This is a genomic window from Pseudomonas sp. DF5 (genome assembly GCF_058148225.1).
Window position 1 is genome coordinate 23,009 of the sequence record NZ_JBYVYM010000040.1, and the last position, 17,767, is coordinate 40,775.

At 59.9% G+C, this 17,767-nt stretch carries 17 protein-coding genes; 5 read left to right on the forward strand and 12 right to left on the reverse strand.

Translation table 11 applies throughout. The annotated features are described in order from the left end of the window. Positions 1–230 precede the first annotated feature (230 nt). Both AC30D7_RS27125 and AC30D7_RS27130 read right to left on the reverse strand, forming a co-directional pair. On the reverse strand, positions 231–1,472 hold the full coding sequence (locus tag AC30D7_RS27125; RefSeq protein ID WP_230175044.1) for an OprD family porin: 1,242 nt from the start codon (positions 1,470–1,472) through the stop codon (positions 231–233). Positions 1,473–1,592: 120 nt separating this feature from the next. Continuing rightward, positions 1,593–2,888, reverse strand: a complete 1,296-nt coding sequence (locus tag AC30D7_RS27130) for an MFS transporter (RefSeq protein WP_019580207.1) — start codon at positions 2,886–2,888, stop codon at positions 1,593–1,595. 285 nt (positions 2,889–3,173) lie between these two features. Here AC30D7_RS27130 and AC30D7_RS27135 point away from each other — a divergent pair, with 285 nt between their 5' ends. The 3 genes from AC30D7_RS27135 (at position 3,174) to AC30D7_RS27145 (ending at position 5,631) form a co-directional block, all read left to right on the forward strand. After that, on the forward strand, positions 3,174–4,121 hold the full coding sequence (locus tag AC30D7_RS27135) for a LysR family transcriptional regulator (RefSeq protein WP_018930034.1): 948 nt from the start codon (positions 3,174–3,176) through the stop codon (positions 4,119–4,121). 91 nt (positions 4,122–4,212) lie between these two features. Beyond that, positions 4,213–5,016 (forward strand): putative hydro-lyase, encoded by an 804-nt coding sequence (locus AC30D7_RS27140; protein ID WP_026286717.1) that lies wholly within the window; start codon positions 4,213–4,215, stop codon positions 5,014–5,016. A gap of 81 nt (positions 5,017–5,097) precedes the next feature. After that, positions 5,098–5,631: a hypothetical protein gene (locus AC30D7_RS27145; protein WP_490136129.1), complete on the forward strand. Its 534-nt coding sequence runs from the start codon at positions 5,098–5,100 to the stop codon at positions 5,629–5,631. A 5-nt stretch (positions 5,632–5,636) separates the two neighbouring features. Here AC30D7_RS27145 and AC30D7_RS27150 read toward each other — a convergent pair whose 3' ends face one another. The 7 genes from AC30D7_RS27150 to AC30D7_RS27180 form a co-directional block, all read right to left on the reverse strand. Further along, positions 5,637–5,924 carry a DUF7693 family protein gene (locus AC30D7_RS27150; RefSeq protein ID WP_429541960.1) on the reverse strand — a complete coding sequence of 96 codons (288 nt, stop codon included), beginning with the start codon at positions 5,922–5,924 and terminating at the stop codon, positions 5,637–5,639. Between the two features lie 79 nt (positions 5,925–6,003). After that, a complete protein-coding gene (locus AC30D7_RS27155) occupies positions 6,004–7,035 on the reverse strand; it encodes an HlyD family secretion protein (RefSeq protein WP_490136130.1) in 1,032 nt (343 codons plus the stop codon). 6 nt (positions 7,036–7,041) lie between these two features. Continuing rightward, positions 7,042–8,538, reverse strand: coding sequence for an MFS transporter (locus AC30D7_RS27160; RefSeq protein WP_490136131.1), 1,497 nt, complete (start codon positions 8,536–8,538; stop codon positions 7,042–7,044). 71 nt (positions 8,539–8,609) lie between these two features. Further along, complete coding sequence (locus tag AC30D7_RS27165) at positions 8,610–10,136, reverse strand: efflux transporter outer membrane subunit (protein WP_490136132.1); 1,527 nt, start codon at positions 10,134–10,136, stop codon at positions 8,610–8,612. 113 nt (positions 10,137–10,249) lie between these two features. Continuing rightward, the gene (locus AC30D7_RS27170; protein WP_018930042.1) at positions 10,250–10,651 is read right to left on the reverse strand and encodes a cupin domain-containing protein; all 402 of its coding nucleotides are present in this window, start codon (positions 10,649–10,651) and stop codon (positions 10,250–10,252) included. 73 nt (positions 10,652–10,724) lie between these two features. Then, a complete protein-coding gene (locus AC30D7_RS27175; RefSeq protein WP_019648590.1) occupies positions 10,725–11,204 on the reverse strand; it encodes a carboxymuconolactone decarboxylase family protein in 480 nt (159 codons plus the stop codon). Positions 11,205–11,276: 72 nt separating this feature from the next. After that, positions 11,277–12,026 carry an SDR family oxidoreductase gene (locus tag AC30D7_RS27180; RefSeq protein ID WP_490136133.1) on the reverse strand — a complete coding sequence of 250 codons (750 nt, stop codon included), beginning with the start codon at positions 12,024–12,026 and terminating at the stop codon, positions 11,277–11,279. Between the two features lie 226 nt (positions 12,027–12,252). Between AC30D7_RS27180 and AC30D7_RS27185 the strand changes: the two genes are divergently transcribed. Then, the gene (locus AC30D7_RS27185) at positions 12,253–13,827 is read left to right on the forward strand and encodes a winged helix-turn-helix domain-containing tetratricopeptide repeat protein (RefSeq protein ID WP_490136134.1); all 1,575 of its coding nucleotides are present in this window, start codon (positions 12,253–12,255) and stop codon (positions 13,825–13,827) included. Positions 13,828–13,867: 40 nt separating this feature from the next. Here AC30D7_RS27185 and AC30D7_RS27190 read toward each other — a convergent pair whose 3' ends face one another. Both AC30D7_RS27190 and AC30D7_RS27195 read right to left on the reverse strand, forming a co-directional pair. Beyond that, positions 13,868–14,347 carry a VOC family protein gene (locus AC30D7_RS27190; protein ID WP_490136135.1) on the reverse strand — a complete coding sequence of 160 codons (480 nt, stop codon included), beginning with the start codon at positions 14,345–14,347 and terminating at the stop codon, positions 13,868–13,870. 304 nt (positions 14,348–14,651) lie between these two features. After that, positions 14,652–16,445 carry an alpha/beta fold hydrolase gene (locus AC30D7_RS27195; RefSeq protein WP_490136136.1) on the reverse strand — a complete coding sequence of 598 codons (1,794 nt, stop codon included), beginning with the start codon at positions 16,443–16,445 and terminating at the stop codon, positions 14,652–14,654. Positions 16,446–16,787: 342 nt separating this feature from the next. Between AC30D7_RS27195 and AC30D7_RS27200 the strand changes: the two genes are divergently transcribed. After that, positions 16,788–17,357 carry a DJ-1/PfpI family protein gene (locus AC30D7_RS27200; RefSeq protein WP_490136137.1) on the forward strand — a complete coding sequence of 190 codons (570 nt, stop codon included), beginning with the start codon at positions 16,788–16,790 and terminating at the stop codon, positions 17,355–17,357. A gap of 95 nt (positions 17,358–17,452) precedes the next feature. Here the strand turns inward: AC30D7_RS27200 and AC30D7_RS27205 are convergent, their stop codons facing one another. Further along, positions 17,453–17,689, reverse strand: coding sequence for a hypothetical protein (locus AC30D7_RS27205; protein WP_490136138.1), 237 nt, complete (start codon positions 17,687–17,689; stop codon positions 17,453–17,455). Positions 17,690–17,767 lie beyond the last annotated feature (78 nt).

Sequence of the window (17,767 nt, forward strand, 5' to 3'; positions counted from 1 at the left end):
GACTGCTTTTGGGCTATTGCTGTTTATTGAAAAGGGCGGTATACGACTCAAAAGCAGCCCCTGAAGCGGGTGATCTTCTTCACCCTGTGAATGGTATCTCCAAGGCTTTTGAGATCCGAGCTAAAACTTTCATGCATTTTTCAGAAAGATCGAGCGGTGGTTCATTAATCATGTACGGCAGGTGTTCGAACGCTACTCCGGCCTCGTTGTGATCAACATCTGACTGGCATTTACCAAAGCGCCAGGGTGTAGCTGAGGATCAAGCGGTTCTCATCCAGATCATTACCGAAGTTCGAACGCACCGACGCGTTGCGCCATTTGAGGCCCAGCCCTTTCAGCGTACCGTCCTGCACCACGTAAGCGATATCGGTGTTGCGCTCCCATTCCTTGCCTTCACCTGGCGCTGCGCGTTGCACATTGTCGCCAGAGATGTAGCGGGTCATAAAACTCAGCCCCGGCACACCGAGTGCGGCAAAGTTGTAGTCGTAGCGTGCTTGCCAGGAATGCTCGTCGATGTTGGCGAAGTCGCCGATCTGCACGAAGTTGACCAGGAATGGATCGCTGCGCCCAATATACGGAAACGGATCGTTGCCGCTCATGCGTTGGTAGCCGAAGCCCAGAGCATGGCCACCAAGGCTGTAGGTAAACAGTGCACCAAAGGCCTTGTTGTCGAGCTCACGGAAGCTGCCGTCTTCGGTACTGCGCGCATAGCGCACGTCGCTCTTGAGCGACTGGCCCTTGCCCAGGTCCAGCAAGTGCACCAGCCCGAGGTAGTTCTGCTGGTAGATATTCTCCAGCGTGCCATAGCGGTACTGCGCAGTCAGGTTTGGCATGAACTGATAGTCAGCCCCGGCAAACTGGAACTTGTCGCTTTGCCCGCCGATGCGGTTGGCGGTCATGTTCTGATAATTGGTGGAGTCAACAACATTTATCTGTGTGAGTTGACCGGCTGTGAGCTTCAAACGGTCGATTTCCTGCACATTGACCATGCCGCCCTTGAAGGTTGACGGCAACAAACGAGTGTCATTGGAGTTCACTACCGGGTCCTTGATTTGCAAAGTCCCAAGCTTCAGGGTGCTGTTGGACAAGCGCACTTTGGCGGTCATGCCCAATTTGCTGTAGCTATTCTGGGAGCCACCGGACAAATCCGCCGGCAACAGATTGGTGCCCGCCGTCCCCCCACCGGAGTCCAGTTTGAAACCGGCCATGCCCAAGGCATCCAGGCCAAAGCCCAGAGTGCCGGCGGTGTAACCGGACTCCATCCGCAACAGGAAACCCTGCGCCCATTCCTCTGCTTTGTCCCGCGAACCTGCCTGGCGGAAATCGCGATTGAAATAGAAGTTGCGCGCTTCGAGACTGCCTTTACTGTCGGCAATGAAATCCGCCTGGGCAGCCGGTGCACAGAACAGGCTCAAGCCGAGCAATGTGCCAACCGGGACGTACACGCGCTGGGTGGAAATGAAATCGTTCATGCCATGCTCCTTTTGCAGGCGCGAGCGAACCCTCTCGGGGGCGTTGCCGCTCGCGACCGATGTTGTCGATAAGAAGTGGATCAGCGACGTCTGAGCAGTCTTGCTCAGACGTGTCGGGGCTCAGGACTCGAGTTGTCGACCGCGGGTTTCCGGCAGACTCAGCGCCGCCAGAATCACCACGCCATAAGCACCTGCTGCGAAGATTCCGATACCCGTACCAATTGGCAGCTTGTCGCTCAGTGCACCGATGAACAACGGGAACAGCGCGGCGATGGAGCGTCCGGCGTTGTAGCAGAAGCCCTGGCCCGAACCACGCATGCGAGTCGGAAACAACTCAGTGAGAAAAGCCCCCATGCCGGCGAAGATGCCCGAGGCGAAAAAGCCCAGCGGGAACCCGAGCCAGAGCATCAAGCTGTTATCGATGGGCAACTGGGTGTAGGCCAGGACTATCGCCATGGAGCCGACAGCGAACAGGATGAAGTTCTTCTTGCGACCGATGGCATCGGTCAGCAGCGCACTGGTCACGTAGCCGATGTACGAACCGACGATAACCATCGCCAGATATCCCCCGGTGCCGAGCACGCTCAGGCCCCGTTCGGTTTTCAGGTAGGTCGGTAACCAAGTGGTGATCGCGTAGTAGCCGCCCAGCGCGCCGGTGGTCAGCAACGACGCACGCAAGGTGGTGCTGAGCATCCGTGGTGCGAAGATTTCGAAGAACGCCCACGGCGAATCCTGCTCGGGTTTGGCCTTGCGCTCACGCCGGGTGTGCTCAAAGGTGTCCGATTCCTTGACCAGCCGGCGAATCACCAGCACAAACAATGCCGGCACCAACCCGATCATGAACAGCGCCCGCCAGGCTTCTTCCGGTGGAAGAAAGCTGAACAACCCGGCATAGAGCAACGCTGTCAGCCCCCAACCCAGAGCCCAACCGGCCTGCACCATGCCTACCGCCTTGCCCCGATCCTGTGAGCGAATCACTTCGCCGATCAGCACCGCGCCCGCCGTCCACTCTCCACCGAAGCCAAAGCCCATCAACGTCCGGGCCACCAGCAATTGCTCGTAGTTCTGCGCCAGCCCACACAAAAAGGTGAAGAACGCGAACCACAGGACCGTCAGTTGCAGGGTTCGTACCCGGCCGATGCGGTCGGACAAAATCCCGGCAACCCACCCGCCTGCCGCCGAGGCCAGCAGCGTACAGGTGCCGATCATTCCGGCATCCCCCTTGGAGATGCCCCAGGTGGCGATCAGCGTAGGAATAACGAAACTCAGCATCTGAGTGTCCATGCCGTCCAGGGCATAGCCGATTTTGCAGCTCCAGAATGTGCGTTTTTCATTTTTTGACAGAGGGCCGTACCAACTGAACGGGCCGGCGCGGCCCGTGCCTGAAGGCACGCTGTCAATTATGGTCTTTTCCATAGGGGTTCCTGCGGCAGCAAGCGAAGATGACGGACACGCCTCATTATTTTTTTGTGAAGGCGGTGTCGTGGGGGGGCAGACGCAGTGGCTGCGTCATGGCGTGGATTCTTCGCGCCGCGGCGGAATGGCGTCAAACGGGAAAAAAGCGAGGTTGCACATAAGAAAATTTGATACCTGCGCGACGGCTTCTGGAGTAACAATTGCCGGGTGCCGAACATGTTTCCCTGTGGGAGAGCAATATCCGCACTCCCAAATACAAAAGCTGCGAAAGCCACGAGAGTCGCCATGAACCTCAAGTTCCTCGAAACCTTCGTCTGGGTTGCCCGACTGCAAAGCTTCAGCCTGACTGCGGAGAAAATGTTCAGCACTCAGGCCGCTATCTCCAGCCGGATTGCCTCGCTGGAAGAGGAGTTGGGCCTGCGCTTGTTCGTGCGTGATTCGCGTGGGGTGTCGCTAACACCCGAAGGTGTGAAAGTGCTCGACTATGCCGAGCAGATGCTTGAGGTTCAGCGAGCGTTGAAGCACTCGCTGGACAACACCAGCCAGCAGCAGGGCCTGGTGCGTATCGGCGTGATGGATACGGTGATCCACACCTGGCTCAGCCCATTCATGTCGACCTTGATGCAGACTTTCCCCACCGTGGAAATCGAGATCAACGCCGACGCCGCGCGCAACCTGTGCGACCAGTTGCAAAAGGGCTATCTGGACATCGTTTTCCAGACTGACCTGATCCGCCACGAAAGCGTACGTAATCTCGAACTGGCGCACTATCCCATGCACTGGATCGCCGCCAGCAACTCGATCTATGCCCGACCCTTTGCCTCCCTTGCCGAGTTGGCCAGTGAGCGCATCATCACCTTCGTTAAAAACTCACGACCTCATCAGGATGTACTCAACCTTCTGCACGCCCATGGCATCAGTACGCCGCGAGTCAGTTGCGTCAACTCTGTTTCGGCCATGACCCGGTTGATTCGAGACGGCTTCGGTATTGGCGCATTACCGGCCGCATTAGTGGCTAAGCCCTTGGCCAGTGGCGAGCTGATTCAGCTGGAACCGGGCACAAGCTTGCCGCAATTGGATGTCGTGGCTTCGTGGCGCGCCGGGGTCGGCCTGGAATTGATCGAGAGCATCGTAAACATGAGCCGCCAAGTGGTTTGCCAATACGCTGAAGATGTCGGCCCGCTTCGAATGGTTCCAACGCCCGGTCTCAACAGTCGACAGCCCCTTGAATAACTATTAGTTGTTCGGGGGTAACAACATTCCTAGTTGGACGGCGTCGTCATGGTTTTCTAAAAAGAGTCATCGAACCCGAAGAGATGCCGTGATGAATCAGTCAGTCCTGTCCTTTGAGCAATTGCAGCAGCGTTCCCCTCTGGCCCTTCGCCAAAGCATCGCCGCCGGGCAATATCGGGACCACACCAGCGGTCTGGCCCAAGGTCGGGTGCAAGCCAATATCGTGATTCTGCCCAATGATTGGGCTAACGAATTTCTCCGGTATTGCACACTCAATCGACAGGCGTGTCCGGTGCTCGACGTTACCGAGCCGGGTGATCCGCATTTTCGTAATCTCGGGACGGCCATTGATATCCGCCATGACGTGCCCCGATACAGGGTCTATCGCCATGGCGAGTTGAGCGAAGAACCGTCGGATATCGAGCATTTGTGGCAGGACGACATGGTTGCCTTTGCCCTCGGCTGCTCGTTCTCTTTTGAACAACCCCTGCTTGAGGCTGGTATCCGCCTCAGGCACATAGATCTGGGGCGCAATGTCGCAATGTTCCGGACCAACATCGACACACGCTCCACCGCTCGCCTGTCTGGCAAAATGGTGGTGAGCATGCGCCCGATGAAAGCCGCCGCGGCGATCCAGGCGATTCAGATCACCGCACGCATGCCCAATGTCCATGGGGCGCCCGTACACATCGGTGATCCGGCGCTGATCGGCATTCATTCGCTAAGCAGCCCGGACTACGGCGATGCCGTACCGATCGAGGCCGACGAAATCCCGGTGTTCTGGGCCTGCGGCGTGACCCCGCAATCGGTGGTGCAAGCTTCACGTCCGCCGCTGTGCATCACCCATGCGCCCGGTTGCATGCTGGTGACGGATTTGTGGAATAGCGCTTTATAAAGGCGTACGGGGTCTGTGTAATAGTCATGTGAGCCGCGCATGAGGCGGCTCTCAACCAAGAATGGATGCGACGGACAAATAATGAACACTGCTCAACTATCAATTCGACAGTACATCAAAGCCAAGGACGGCAACCGTCCACATTTGTTAGACCAGGCCTTTGCGCCAGACGCGATCCTGGACATGGTCGTGCACACCGGATCCATCTCGTTTCCACCCCACGTCGAAGGCCTTGGGCCTATCGGTGATGTGCTGGTCAGGCGGTTCGGCCAGACCTTCGAAAACGTCTATACCTTCTGCCTGGGACACGCGCCTGAACCGCAGGCCAAAACCTTCCAGTGCAAATGGCTGGTCGGCATGTCCGACAAGCACTCCGGCGACGCCCGGGTCGGTTGCGGTCTGTATGAATGGCAGTTCAGCCCCGAGTCGGGACTTGTCCAGAGGCTCACTATCACCATCGAGCACATGAAAACCCTGCCAGCGACTGATCTGCACTGCATCATGGAGTGGCTATCGCATCTGGATTACCCATGGTGCCGCCCGGAAATGTTAGTGAGCAATGCTCCAGACATAGACTCGCTTGAAGAGGTGATCCATTACGTGAAGCAGGGCTGATCGCGCTATCTCAATAGTCGCTCAACCTGCGCCAACTCCCAGGTGCTCAGTAAACTGACCGGGTCAGTGCCGTAACGCCAGGCCTGGAGCGTGCCTTCGCGACCGTCCGGACTCCGGCAGTGTTGGCAGTGGTGCAAGCGGTTGCCGTCGAAGTCGAGGGTCAGACGCCAGCCTTCGATATCGACCTGTACCTGACCGGGTTCACACGGTTCGTGGAGGCGCCGCAACGGGAGGACTTCCAGGGCGGCGTCTCGCAGGCGTTGGCAGACTTCGCGGGCGGTGAGGGCGGGTATCGGGGTTAGGCTCTGCAAGGTCATTCTCATTCTTGGGAGTGGCTTTTGGAGCATTGTAGCGAGACACGCCGGCGTCATATCACCGGATACGGATTTTCGGTGTCACGGACATGCCGACTCGCAGCTTCGCCGCCGCGGGCTGATCGGGATCGATGCGAATGCGTACAGGCAAGCGCTGGACGATTTTCGTGAAGTTGCCAGTGGCGTTGTGTGGCGCAACGGCGGAGTAGGTGACTCCGCTGGCCGGCCCCAGGCTGTCCACCGTTCCTTGCAGCGTCTCGCCCGGCAAGGCATCCACCTCGATATCCACTGCTTGACCCTTTTGTACGCGCGCCAGTTGCGTCTCCCTGTAGTTGGCCGTGACATAGACGGCATCGAGCGGAACAATCGCCAGCAAGGGTTTTCCGGCATTGACTAAAGCACCGATACGCACCGATTTCTGTCCGATCGTGCCGCCGATCGGCGCAGTGATGCGGGTATAGGAAAGTTTCAGCTCTGCGGTGGCTTGTGCGGCTTGCGCGTGGGCAAGAGCCGCCCTGGCTTTCTCCAGATCAGCTTTCAGGATATCCACTTGTTGCCGAGCGGCCTGTAAACCTGCCTGGCTCGTTTCCCCACGGGCCTGTTGAATGCTCAGTTGCGCTTCGGCCTGTTGCCGCGCTTGCACCGTTCCCGAGCCGTCGGTGGCCAGGTTGCGATAACGGGTCTGATTGACGCTGGCCAGCTTGAGCGCAGCGTCGTCTGCGGCAACGGCCGCTTGGGCCTGGCGGATGGCGGTTTCCTGCTGAATCAGGTGCGCTTGCAGGCTGGCGATGCCGGCCCGGGCACTGGCAACCTCGGCCTTCGCTGCGTTCAGGGCCGCAACGAAATCACGGTCGTCAATGATCGCAAGCAGATCGCCTTTCTTGACCAGCTGGTTGTCTTCGACCATCACTGAGTCGACCGTTCCCGACACCTGCGGTGCGACCGTGGTGAAGTCGGCGTGGACGTAGGCATCATCCGTGGACTGGGTCGATGCGCTGGATTCGGGGCGATTGAGATAGAGAACACCGCCGATCGCCACTGCAAGCAGTAGCACCGCGCTGATGATCCTGGCTTTCTTTGGCAAGGCCATGATGGGTTATCCGTGTGAGGAAGATGAAGGAGAGGAAGAGGGCGAGGCCACACGCACGTCGGGTGCGGGGATGTAGGTCAGCCGCAGCACCAGAGGAATCAATGCCAGCGCCAGAATGCCCAGCACGCGATAGGCGTCGGCGATCGACAGCACCTGCGACTGTTGCCCGATGAGGTCCATCAATTGGGACGGCTCAAGCGCCAGGGCGTTATCTGCCAGGGCCGCATGGTCCAGCAGCATTTCCCCATGGAAACGACCGCGCAGGGTCATCAGCTGTCCGACCACTGCCGCACCGGCCAGTGAGCCGAAGGCGCGCAGGGTGTTGATGGTGCCGGACACATAAGGTCCTTCGGGGGGCTGCACAACGCTGGTGACCAGAAACAGCATCGATACCACCGCCATTGGCTGGCCGAACGCTTGCAGCGTTTGCACCACGACGAACTGCTCGCGGTTCCAGTCGGAGGTCAATTGCGCGCCGCAAAAACACGCCAGCGCGATCAACAACAACCCCAAGGCGAACACGAGGCGCGCATCGATCCACTTCTGATACAGCAGCAGCGCCACGACAGGCCCCAGGACCAGTTGCGGCAAGGCGACGATCAAACCGATCGAGGCCATTTGCAAGGGGCGGTAGTTCTGCAACGGGCCCAGATAGCTGGCCGGCAAGAGCGAGCTGGACATCAGCACCACCAGCAAGCAGAAGAACAGAATGCAGCCCAGTCCCAGGTTGCGGCGGCCGAGGATCTGCAATTTGATGAACGGCGAGGGGTGATACCACTCAGTCAGCAGGTAGACGGCCAGCAGGGCCAGCCCGGCCACCAGGGATAAGGTGATCAAAGGCGAATGAAACCAGTCCAGCCGTACGCCTTGATCCAGTGCGACGGTGATCAAGCCGAGCGCGGGCACACCGCAAGCCATGCCGGACCAATTGGCCTGCCCAAAGCGTGGGATCTGGATGGGCTCCCGAGGCAGTCCCCACCCGACCAACAATCCGGCGATGAGGGCCAGGGGAATGATCTGCCAGTACACCCAGCGCCAGTCGAACAGCCCATCCGTCCAGTACCCGGCCAGCCAGATCGAGAGATTGGGCGCGAAGGTCGCGGTCATCGCATACAGCGCCAGCCCATACAGCCGGATGGGCGCTGGCAGGAATTTCAGCGCCGCCATCATCAGCAACGGAATCGTCGTACCGCAGGCAATGCCTTGCACAAAGCGCAAGGTCAGCAGCAGGTTCAGATCGTGGATGAAGGGCAGGATCACCGCCAGCAGCGCACAACTGCCGAGCATCCACAGCTCGAAGCGGCGCAGCGAAAGCGTAATGGCGAACCATGCCGCAAAGGGCATGGCAATCAGTTCCCCGGCGCTGTACGCGGTGGTCAGCCAGGAGGCATCGTCGAGGCCAAAACCGAGTGCACCGCGTACATCGGCCAACGCCAATGCGCCGACGCGGGTGTTCAAACCCGCCATCATGGCTGCGATGAAAATCCCGACGAGACCTGCCATTGGGCGTATCGAGGGCTTGGCCACGGGCGTTGTGGTAGCAGGGACGTCCGCTGGCGACAGCGCGACGCCGTTCATTGGTCGGCCTTCGAGGGTGCAGCGACCGGAGACGCGAGGGCAACCGATGAAGGTGCCGTCGAATGATCGATACCAGCCTGTGGGTCCCAGCCGCCACCCAGCGACTTGTAGAGGTTGACCACGGTGAGCGTGGCGTTGGTTGCGCTGTCGTTGAGACTGGTTTGGCTGGCAAGCACATTGAGCTGCGCGGTCAGTACGCTCAGATAGTCCGTAGCGCCTTGCTGATAGCCGCGTTCGGCAGACTGCAGTGCTTGCTTGTTCTGTTCATACGAATCCAGCAATTCAGCGTGCCGGCGTTGTTGGGCCGCCCAGGCATCCAGGGCGTTGTCCACTTCATGCCAGGCTCGCAATACCGTTTGCCGATAAGCCAGCGCGGCGGTTTTTTGCCGTGATTGGTTCAGGGCCAGACGCTGCGTCAACCGCCCTCCCTGGAAGATCGGAAGGTAAACCGTCGGGCCGACGGAAAAGAAGCGCGAGTCCCAACTCGCGAGATCGCTGCTTTCGAAGGCTTCCACGCCGACTTTTCCTTTCAAACCGATGCGTGGGTAGAAATCAGCCTTGGCCACACCGATGGCTGCTGTCGCGGCATGCAGCTGCGCTTCGGCGCGCAGGATGTCGGGTCGCCGGTGAGCCAATTCAGAAGAGACGCCGACCGGCACGCGGGTCGGCAGCGAAGGCAAGGGCATGGCTTGACGCAGTTGCGCATCGAGTGCGCGCGGCTGCTCTCCCAACAGCAACGCCAGTGCATTCATCAGGGCATTGCGACGCTGGATCAGTTCGGGAACCAAGGCTTTGATCGTCGCCAATTGCGCGCGAGCGGACGAGGTTTCGAAGCGCTTCGCGACGCCGTTACGCTCGCGGCTTTCGGCCAGGCCGAGGGTGCGTTCGGCAATCCTCAGATTTTGCTGTGCAATGTCCAGTTGTGCCTGCGTTCCGCGCAACTGCAAATAGGTGCGCGCCACTTCGGCGGACAAAGCCACCCGTGCCGCTTCGCGGTCATACACCGTGGCTTCCAGGGTCGCTGCAGCACCTTCGCGCGTGCGTTGGGCACGGCCCCACAAATCGAGCTCCCAACTGGCATCGAATCCAAGCTGCCAGAAATTATCGGGGGCAGTAGGCGCTCCCAGGGCGGCGAACTTGCCATGTTCGCTGAGCCCCTCACGCGTGTAGCTGGCATTGGCCGCCACGCTGGGCAGCAACTGCGAGGAGGCGATGTCCAGTTGCGCCCGGCTTTGTTCAATGCGTTCGGAGGCTATGAGCAGATCAAGGTTGTCAGCCTGCGCACGTGATTGCAGCTCGGCGAGCACGGCGTCGTTGAACAACAACCACCACTGGGAGGGCACTGCAGCGTCGGAAGTCAGGGGGGCGCTTGGGTGGTCCTGTCTGGGCGTCAGCACCATTTCGCCAAGCTCGTTCTCAGGCTTCACGAAGTCGGGGCCGACCATGCAGCCGGCCAGCGAAACTGCGCCTAGGGTTGCGATTGCGCACTGCCGTAATTGTGAAAGCAGCCGTTGAGAAGTCATTGCAGCGTCCTGTCGAGGAAGGGAGCGCCCCAGGCCGATATCGTTGAACGGATGATGTCGGCCGAGTAGGGCGTCACCGAGCACGCAGCTGGCCGCGTGTGCGGGCGGTGCTGTCAGTGCACCGGAGTAAAAATGGGCTTGCTCTTGTCCTTCAACAGGACGACCAGAAACTTGGCGGGTTTGGTGAGGCTGGCGTTGCGCCCGACCGTGTGGACGTCGTCCGGGCCTTCGTAGAAGGTCTGGCCCGGTGTCAGCGTGACGGATTCGCCGCCGCGCACGCCCATCACAATCGAACCCTCCAGCACATAGATGAATCCGTGTGCATTGTGCCGATGCACGGGATCGCCTCCACCCGGTGGAAACTCCACCGTGATCATCACCGCCTCCTTATCGGGATAGTCCGCCAGTGCTTTGGTCATCAGCGGTGTTACCTGCGCCGGTGGCAATGCCTCCTGCGCGCCGGCGGTGCCGGTGGTCAACAGGAGCCCTATGGCGAACGTTCTGAAAATGGACATGGCGTGTTCCTCGTTGTCGATTAGTAGATGGCGCAGCACCCTGGCGGGGCTGCGCCTGTGTGCCGATGCCTGATCAGGACAGGCCGGACTTGTCTACGCCGAATGCCTTGTCGTACGAGCCGGGCACGACCTGGAAGCCCACGTTGATGCGATTCCAGGCATTGATCGACATGATCAGGAAGGTCAGGTCCGATATCTCCTTCTCGGACAGTTGTATACGAACACGCTCATAGAGCTCATCAGGCACGCCATGGGCGGGAATCTGGGTGAGGATTTCGGTCCATGCCAAGGCCGCGCGTTCGCGTGGGCTGAACAGCGTTGACTCACGCCAGATGGCGACATGGTGGATCCTGAGGGGCCGCTCGCCATGGATCGTGGCTTCCTTCACGTGCATGTCCACGCAGAAGGCGCAGCCGTTGAGTTGCGATGCCCTGATATCCACGAGATCGCGCAGCGACTCCTCGATGGCGCATTGCTTGAAGGCAAGGCTGAACTCGACGAACTTCTTGAACAGCTCGGGGGATTGCTTCTGGTAATCGATGCGCTGGGTCATGGTGAATCCTCTGTGTGAGAAATACGTAGGTGGAGATTCGATAGCGTCCTGCCTGGCTGACTGGCGCGGTCCTTAAGCCGATGTGCGGCTGAGCCAGTTCAGGAAGCGTGTCGGACCGATGTGCGCGTCGTCGCCCGCGACCAGGGATCGATCATTCAACTCATCGCCGAAGTAGCGCGCATGCACGTCGGCGATGACCTGCCGCTTGTCTTGGTGCGCGGCAAGAAACTTGCGCGCCAGTTCATCGAGAGGGAAACGATCGGGTCCGCCCACTTCGACGATGCCATTGACCGGTGCCCCGACCGCAAGATCGGCCAGCACCGCCGAGACGTCATCCGAGGCGATGGGCTGGATAAGGGCTGGCGAGAGGCGAATCGTGTCGCCGTCGGCACCCGAATTGACAATGCCTTCGATGAACTCGAAGAACTGCGTCGAACGCAGGATGGTGTAGGGGATCTTCGACACCTTGATCAACGCTTCCTGGGCGACTTTTGCCCGGAAGTAACCGCTTTGCGGAAGACGATCGGGGCCTACGACAGAGAGCGCGACATGGTGCTCCACCCCAGCGGCCGCTTCGGCTGCAAGCAGGTTTCGACCGGACGTTTGAAAGAACTCCATGACGGCCCGGTCTTCAAACGAGGGAGAGTTCGCCACATCGACGACGACCTGAGCACCGGCAAGCGCTTCGGCCAGCCCCTCGCCAGTGAGGGTGTTCACCCCCGTACGTGGCGAGGCCGCCACCGTCTCGTGTCCATAGAGACGTAGCCTGCTGACAATGTTCGACCCGATCAGTCCGCTACCGCCAATAACGACAATTTTCATGTCCCGCTCCTCGGTTGGGTGTCGATCAAATTCGTTGCAGTGATCGATGTAGGGAGCATGCTCGCCAGCCGGGCGCGATACTTTGTCGAAGCCTTGGGTTTCCATTGAATTTGGCTTGGCTATTTGTCCAGGAACCCGTGTTATAAATCACGTCGCCTGGTCGCCAATCGTCGGCCGGTAACCACGGGCATGTGCCCGGCGCGTGAGTACGGGACAGGAGCCCTGAATGCTATTGGTGTTTGATGACTGCGTGCTCGACCTGGACCGGCGCGAACTCCTTCGGGCCTCCCAGGTCGTTGCCACTGCGCCCCAGGTTTTCGACCTGCTGGTTTACCTGGCGCAGAACCGCGAGCACGTCGTCAGCCGGGACGACCTGATCAATGCGATATGGACCGGCCGAATCGTCTCGGAGTCGACCCTGGCCAGCCACATCAATGCGGTGCGCAAGGCGGTCGGTGACAACGGTCAGCAGCAGCGTGTGATTCGAACGGTGGCCCGCAAGGGATTCCGGTTCGTCGCCGACGTCAAGTCGGTGGAGGGTGCTGGTCTTTCTGGTGCCGATCCCGCCCCCTCGGTTCAAGCCTCTGCATCAGAGCCGGCGCTGCCAGCCAAACCGTCCATCGCGGTTTTGCCGTTCGTGAACTTGAGCGGGGACGAAGAGCAGGATTACCTGGCCGACGGCGTGGTAGGGGACATCATCGCGGCGCTGTCGCAGTATCGCTGGCTGTTTGTCGTCGCGCGCAACTCGAGTTTTACCTACAAGACCCGTACGGTGGAGGTGAAACAAGTCGGTCGCGAACTGGGCGTTCGCTATGTGCTGGAGGGCAGTTGGCGCAAAGCCAACAATCGCGTGCGCATCACGGCCCAGCTGATCGATGCGACAACCGGGGCTCACCATTGGGCGGGTCGTTTCGAAGGTGTGCTGGGAGACATCTTCGAACTGCAGGACCAGATTACCGAGAGCGTGGTCGGCGCGATCGCGCCACAGCTTGAGCGGGCGGAGATCGAACGTGCGAGGCACACGCCCACCGAAAGCCTCGACGCCTACGATTATTATCTGCGCGCAATGGCCAAGCTTCATCACGGCACCCGGGAGGCCATCGACCAGGCGCTGCCGCTCTTCCATAAGGCCATAGAGTTCGACCCGGATTTTGCATCGGCCTATGCGATGGCGGCCTGGTGTCATAGTTGGCGCAAAGCCAATCGCTGGATGACTGATCACCCACGGGAGGTCGCGGAGGGTATCCGACTCGCTCGCCGGGCAGTGGAGTTGGACAAGGGCGATGCGGTCGCTCTCACCAGAAGCGGCCATACGCTTGGCTATCTTGCCGGCGACCTGCGGGGTGGCATTGCCTTGCTGGACAAGGCACTCGTGCTCAATCCGAACCTCGCCGCCGCGTGGTTCCTCGGCGCGTTCCTCAGGCTCTGGCACGGCGAAACCGATGCCGCCATCGAGTACTTTACGCACGCCATGCGGTTCAGCCCCCTCGACCCGGAGCTGTATAGAATGCAAGCCGGAATGGCAGTCGCGAATCTCTTCGTGGGGCGCTTCGATACGGCGTCGTCATGGGCAGAGAAAGCACTTCGGGATTTGCCAGATTTTCTGTTGGCCGTCGCCATCCTCGCGGCGAGCCATGCGCTTGCCGGACGGATGGCCGAAGCGCAGCGTGCGATGGAGCATTTGCGCAAACTCGACCCTACGTTGCGCCTCAGCACTATCTCTGATTGGCTGCCGATCCACCGGCCGGAGAATCTCGCCACGCTGGTGGACGGTCTGCGCAGAGCGGGGCTGCCGGAATAAGGGATACATGTCTAAACGCCCCAGCCCCAAACAGCGCTGGTTACTGCCTTAGAGCCGCTTCGATCGCAGCGATGTCGATCTTGCCCATCCCCATCATGGCGTCGAATGCGCGCTTGGCCGCCGCTCGATCAGGATTGGCTATCGCGGCGCTGAGGACGCGTGGCGTGATCTGCCACGACAGCCCCCACTTGTCCTGGCACCAGCCGCATACATTTTCCTGACCACCGTTGCCGACAATCGCGTTCCACAAGCGGTCGGTTTCGGCCTGGTCGTCAGTCGCAACCTGGAACGAAAAAGCCTCGTTGTGCTTGACCCCCGGCCCACCGTTCAGCCCGAGACAAGGGATGCCCATCACCGTGAACTCCACCGTCAAGACATCGCCCTGTTTACCCGCCGGATAGTCGCCAGGCGCGCGAAGGACCGCTCCCACGGCGCTGTCCGGGAACGTCTTGGCGTAGAACGTTGCAGCGTCCAGCGCGGTGCCGTCGTACCAGAGACAAATCGTGTTCTTGCTGATCATCTTGGTTCTCCATAGTTGGGACAGGTCCGTGCATTCTAGCAGTGCAGGCATCCGGGCTATTTCGCGCGGACGGACAGCGTGATGTACCGCGTTAAGCAATTGGCCCGGTTCATGTCGGTGACTCCGTTTGCTGAAAGAGATCTTGGCGGATGCGAGATGTTGTCTACCGCAGCCACTTTCAAGCCGGATCTTCAGCCATCAACCATCGATCATGCCGAGACTCACGGGCCGCGTCGCTCAGTCGATCGTAAAGCGCTGAAACCCACGGGTGGCGTGGGGTCAGCTCGATGAACAGATGGCGGTCTCAACGCTCCATGACATAGGTGCCAGGTGCGGGGCAGAGGGGCGGGTATTTACGCGAGCCGAGCTTCTTCGGTGCCGGCTGGATGTCGCCCGAGCGCTGCCCGATCCATTCGCGCCAATGCGGCCACCAGCTGCCTTGCTGGCGCTCCCCGGCGTTTTGCAGCCAGGTTTCCGGGGTCTCGGCGGTGGCAGGCGCCGCGTAGTAGAACGACTTGGGGTTGCCCGGCGGGTTCACCAGGCTCTGCAGGTGGCCGGCATTGGACAGCACGTAGGTTGTGTCTTCACCCAACAGCCGGGCAGTGCCGTAGCAGCCTTGCCAGGGGGTGATGTGGTCGGTGGTGCCGCCAACCACATAGGCTCCCACCTTCACTTGGGTCATGTCGATTGACTCGCCGGCAATCTCAAGGGCGCCCGGGTTGCTGTAGGGATTCTGCTGGACCAGATCGAGGTAGTCCGCGTGCAGTTGGGCGGGTAGCCGCGTGGTGTCGCTGTTCCAGGCCAGGATGTCGAAGGCCGGCGGCTTATTGCCAAGCAGGTAGTTGTTGACCCAGTAGTTCCAGATCAGGTCGTTGGGTCGCATCCAGGCGAACATGCGGGCCATGCTCTGGCCGCTCAGCACGCCCTTGCGCCGGGAGCTGGCCTTGGCCGCGCGCAGGGCGGACGGGGTGGCGAATATCCCCAGGGTGGTGTCGTCCAGCACCGAGGGCATGTCGAGCACGCACACGGCCCAGCTGGTGTTGGCCACCTTGTGGCCTTCGCCACGAGCCGCCAGCCAGCCCAGGTAGGCGGCCAAGGTGATGCCTCCCGAGCAGGAGCCCCACATGTTCACATCCGGGCTACCAGTGATCCTGCGCGCCACGTCCACAGCCTGGTCGAGGCACAGCGCGTAATCGGACAAGCCCCAGTCGCGGTGTTCGCTGGTGGGATTGCGCCAGCTGATGACGAAGAGGTTCACGCCGCTGTCCTGAATCCACTTGATCAGGCTTTTCTCCGGCGACAGGTCGATGGCGTAGTACTTGTTGATTTGCGGTGGCGACATCACCAGGGGCCGGGCATAGACCTTTTCGTTGGTGGGCGCGAACTGCAGCAGCTCGAACATCTCGTTGCGAAACACCACTTCGCCCTTGGCCGTGGCGAGGTTTTCCCCAACCTTGAACGGCGTGCTGTCGACCTGCCTCGGGAGCCCACGGTTGTTCAGCATATCCTCGCCGAATTGGCGGATGCCCCTGGCCAGGCTCATGCCACCGGTGTCCACCAGCTTGCGCAGCGCCGCCGGATTGGTCAGCGGCGAGTTGCTTGGTGCCATTGCATCGGCCAGGAGTGCTGCTACGAACCGGGCTCGACTCTTCTCCAGCGGGGCAAGGTCGGTGGATTCGATGAAGCGGGTCAGCTCACTTTGGCCGGCCAGGTAGCTCTGCAGCAACGCGCGCAGGAAGGCGTTGGATTGCCAGGCCGGATCGACGAAGCGCTTGTCCTTCGGGTCCGGCGCGATGCCGGAGTTGCCGCCGACGATGCCGCGCAGCTCCTTCAGGTAGCCACTCAGATGAGCGCCAGCCTTGAGCGGCGATTTGCCCACGGCCTTGAGCAGGTAACCGGCCGAGCTGGCCAGGTCCGCCGCGCGCATGCTGACTAGCGGATTGCCTGCCAGAGCCTTATTGGCAGTCATGCCCATCAGCTCTTGTTGCCGGGTGTTGTCCGGGAGATCGCCATCCTTGCGAGCGCGACGTTTTCGGCCGGTCGCCGAGGGGCGCTGGGTGGGGGTTGCGGTCTCGCTCGTTCGGTTGGATCTGCTCATGGCGGGGCTCTCGTGTTCCCGGGCGCTGCGCCCGGTAGCGGTCTTTGCCTCTGACTCTAGGGCGCAGAAGGTGCGGCCACCTCGCATTGCACGACAGCGAATTTTCATTTCATGACAAGGGAATCGTGGATCGACGAGCTGAACGGGTGGCCGGCGGGACAGCAGCGGCTACTGGTTGCCGTGGAGTGAAATCCGGGTGAAGAAAAAATCGTAAAATATGGACAGATATATTTTCCCTTCCCAAACGGGGCTGCGGAGAAGGGCATTAATCGCCCCGAAGCAGCCCTTGATGTCTGTTTGTCCTCACCATATGTTATTGGCATTCATGGAGGATTCTGACTGATGGCACGCGTGGGTTTGATACTGACACCCGGTTTTGCGGACTGGGAATATGCTTTCATTGCTGGAACTGCGTCGCCTTTTTACGGGATCGACGTCAGGTTTTTCGCTGCTGCTACGGGGCAGTTCCGCTCGCAGGGTGGATTGGCTGTAACTGTCGATAGCAGTTTGCAACAATGTCTGGACTGGAAACCGGACGTTGTCGTCGTCATTGGCGGAATGATCTGGGAGCGTGCAGAAGCACCGGATATTCGAGACTTTCTTCATGCCTGTCGTTCAAGTGGAGCGACAATTGCCGGTATCTGTGGGGGAACGCTGGCACTCGCGAGGGCCGGTCTTCTCGACACGGTTCCTCATACCTCAAACAGCGCTGACTTCTTACAACAGAATGCCCTAGGCTATGAAGGGCGTATGTTTTATAGAAACAGTCCAGTAGCTGTGGTTGCGGACCGCATCATAACTGCTCCAGGCCCCGCGCCTGTTAGCTTCACCTGTGCAGTGTTCGAAGCTGCCGGGCTATCTTCAGAGATCATTTCTCAGTTCAGGTCAATGTTGGCAGCGGAACATCGGTGACCGCTACGTCCTACAAAATAGCCGATCAGGTGATGTGTTCGAGTGGCTGCGCATGGCCGGTTCCAACCCTTCAAGATAGGCTGAAATCGGGCCGTTCATTCATCCCTGAGCCTATCTCGTGCCATCCGCAATATCTCTGCGTAGTCGCCTTCCATTGGAAGGTTTAGGTGCTTTTCAAATACGCAGCATAGGTTCCATAGGGCCCTTTGCTCTGCTTGGTCTTCAATAGCCAATGTATCGGTATCACTGAAACGACGGACAAACTCAAACAGCACTACCGCTTCGTCCGGTGAAAGAGGAATGGAAATGGTTGTGTCGAGTGGTGAGGGCATCAAAAAACCGCCTTAACTGCGTTATGGATTGATGAGTAGTCTGTGAGCGTGCGTTGAATTGCGCTACTCCGATGTCCG

Bases quoted from the DNA above. Each gene is read 5' to 3' on its own strand.
- AC30D7_RS27155 (WP_490136130.1), bottom strand. From the start codon at position 7,035: ATGGCCTTGCCAAAGAAAGCCAGGATCATCAGCGCGGTGCTACTGCTT.
- AC30D7_RS27195 (WP_490136136.1), bottom strand. From the start codon at position 16,445: ATGAGCAGATCCAACCGAACGAGCGAGACCGCAACCCCCACCCAGCGC.
- AC30D7_RS27180 (WP_490136133.1), bottom strand. From the start codon at position 12,026: ATGAAAATTGTCGTTATTGGCGGTAGCGGACTGATCGGGTCGAACATT.
- AC30D7_RS27140 (WP_026286717.1), top strand. From the start codon at position 4,213: ATGAATCAGTCAGTCCTGTCCTTTGAGCAATTGCAGCAGCGTTCCCCT.
- AC30D7_RS27125 (WP_230175044.1), bottom strand. From the start codon at position 1,472: ATGAACGATTTCATTTCCACCCAGCGCGTGTACGTCCCGGTTGGCACA.
- AC30D7_RS27185 (WP_490136134.1), top strand. From the start codon at position 12,253: ATGCTATTGGTGTTTGATGACTGCGTGCTCGACCTGGACCGGCGCGAA.
- AC30D7_RS27130 (WP_019580207.1), bottom strand. From the start codon at position 2,888: ATGGAAAAGACCATAATTGACAGCGTGCCTTCAGGCACGGGCCGCGCC.
- AC30D7_RS27200 (WP_490136137.1), top strand. From the start codon at position 16,788: ATGGCACGCGTGGGTTTGATACTGACACCCGGTTTTGCGGACTGGGAA.
- AC30D7_RS27205 (WP_490136138.1), bottom strand. From the start codon at position 17,689: ATGCCCTCACCACTCGACACAACCATTTCCATTCCTCTTTCACCGGAC.
- AC30D7_RS27175 (WP_019648590.1), bottom strand. From the start codon at position 11,204: ATGACCCAGCGCATCGATTACCAGAAGCAATCCCCCGAGCTGTTCAAG.
- AC30D7_RS27165 (WP_490136132.1), bottom strand. From the start codon at position 10,136: ATGACTTCTCAACGGCTGCTTTCACAATTACGGCAGTGCGCAATCGCA.
- AC30D7_RS27145 (WP_490136129.1), top strand. From the start codon at position 5,098: ATGAACACTGCTCAACTATCAATTCGACAGTACATCAAAGCCAAGGAC.
- AC30D7_RS27190 (WP_490136135.1), bottom strand. From the start codon at position 14,347: ATGATCAGCAAGAACACGATTTGTCTCTGGTACGACGGCACCGCGCTG.
- AC30D7_RS27135 (WP_018930034.1), top strand. From the start codon at position 3,174: ATGAACCTCAAGTTCCTCGAAACCTTCGTCTGGGTTGCCCGACTGCAA.
- AC30D7_RS27160 (WP_490136131.1), bottom strand. From the start codon at position 8,538: ATGGCAGGTCTCGTCGGGATTTTCATCGCAGCCATGATGGCGGGTTTG.
- AC30D7_RS27170 (WP_018930042.1), bottom strand. From the start codon at position 10,651: ATGTCCATTTTCAGAACGTTCGCCATAGGGCTCCTGTTGACCACCGGC.